General features: G+C 39.2%; 1 protein-coding gene and 1 pseudogene. Both read right to left on the reverse strand.

Translation table 11 applies throughout. The annotated features are described in order from the left end of the window. Positions 1 to 97 precede the first annotated feature (97 nt). Positions 98 to 628, reverse strand: a complete 531-nt coding sequence (locus ALO_RS05400) for an immunity 42 family protein (RefSeq protein ID WP_004093675.1) — start codon at positions 626 to 628, stop codon at positions 98 to 100. A gap of 11 nt (positions 629 to 639) precedes the next feature. After that, a pseudogene (locus tag ALO_RS22360) lies at positions 640 to 976 on the reverse strand (hypothetical protein); the annotation flags it as partial.

The raw sequence follows: 976 nt of genomic DNA on the forward strand, positions 1-976 counted from the left end.
TAATGTGCCAAAAGGTGATCGTCCCATTGTCAACTAGTCCGGCAAGCAGCAGGGGGTGATTCGATGGAATCACCCCCTGGCTCACCTTATAAAAAATTTAACCTTTAGCAAGTTCAATCTCGTATAGCTTATCCAATTCGCCATAAGCCTTGGCTATTACTTCATCAAATTCACCCGGCGTAAGAAAAGCTTCATAAATACCTTCCTTGTCTATTTTTTTTACTATAATACGTGCTTTTTCTTGACTCTCGACAAGGAATATCTTCCATCCATCGAAGATATCAACAGGTAAGCTTACGTTAAATCGTGCCCAGGTTTCTTCAACAGCTATAGTTTCAAAATTGGTGTCACAACATGCGGTTCCATCACAACCATATAATGCCCCATTTAATCTTCTATATAATTCAGCCGTGTCTAGAGCAAATAAATCATTGTGAATACGCTTACCGTTATCAAGAACAATAGTTCTCATTTGAAATAACACATCACGTAGAGACGTACCAAGTTCATAGTCACCTATACGTTGATCTTTAATCCAAAAACAACACTTACCAAATAACCAGACTCCGCCATATTCTTTGTTAACTTCAAATTCTACAGCAAAGTGGGGTCGCTTTCCTATTATCATGCATTTCCCCCTTAATACTTAATACCTAATTGCCTAAGTATATCTATTGGTACCTGTTCTTTTGTTACTGTACCGCTGAAGTGGGCTCCTCCTGCATTATCGCTGAAATACCTATATATTTGACCATCTGCACCCTTGCCATACCATGTTCCCATATCACTACGAACTGAGTTTTGATACACTTGAGCGGCATCAATAGGTTCAGGTGTTTTATTTGGATTATATAATGAACTTCCAAGATCGTGCGCAGGGTTCGCCTTATATTCTGGTTTTACTCTCGCGTCTACTGTGTTTGGATTGTATGGACTATCTTTTAGTGCGGGAGATGAAGTATTATTCGTTCCGGTT

This window comes from Acetonema longum DSM 6540, from assembly GCF_000219125.1.
Lineage (GTDB): Bacteria > Bacillota > Negativicutes > Sporomusales > Acetonemataceae > Acetonema > Acetonema longum.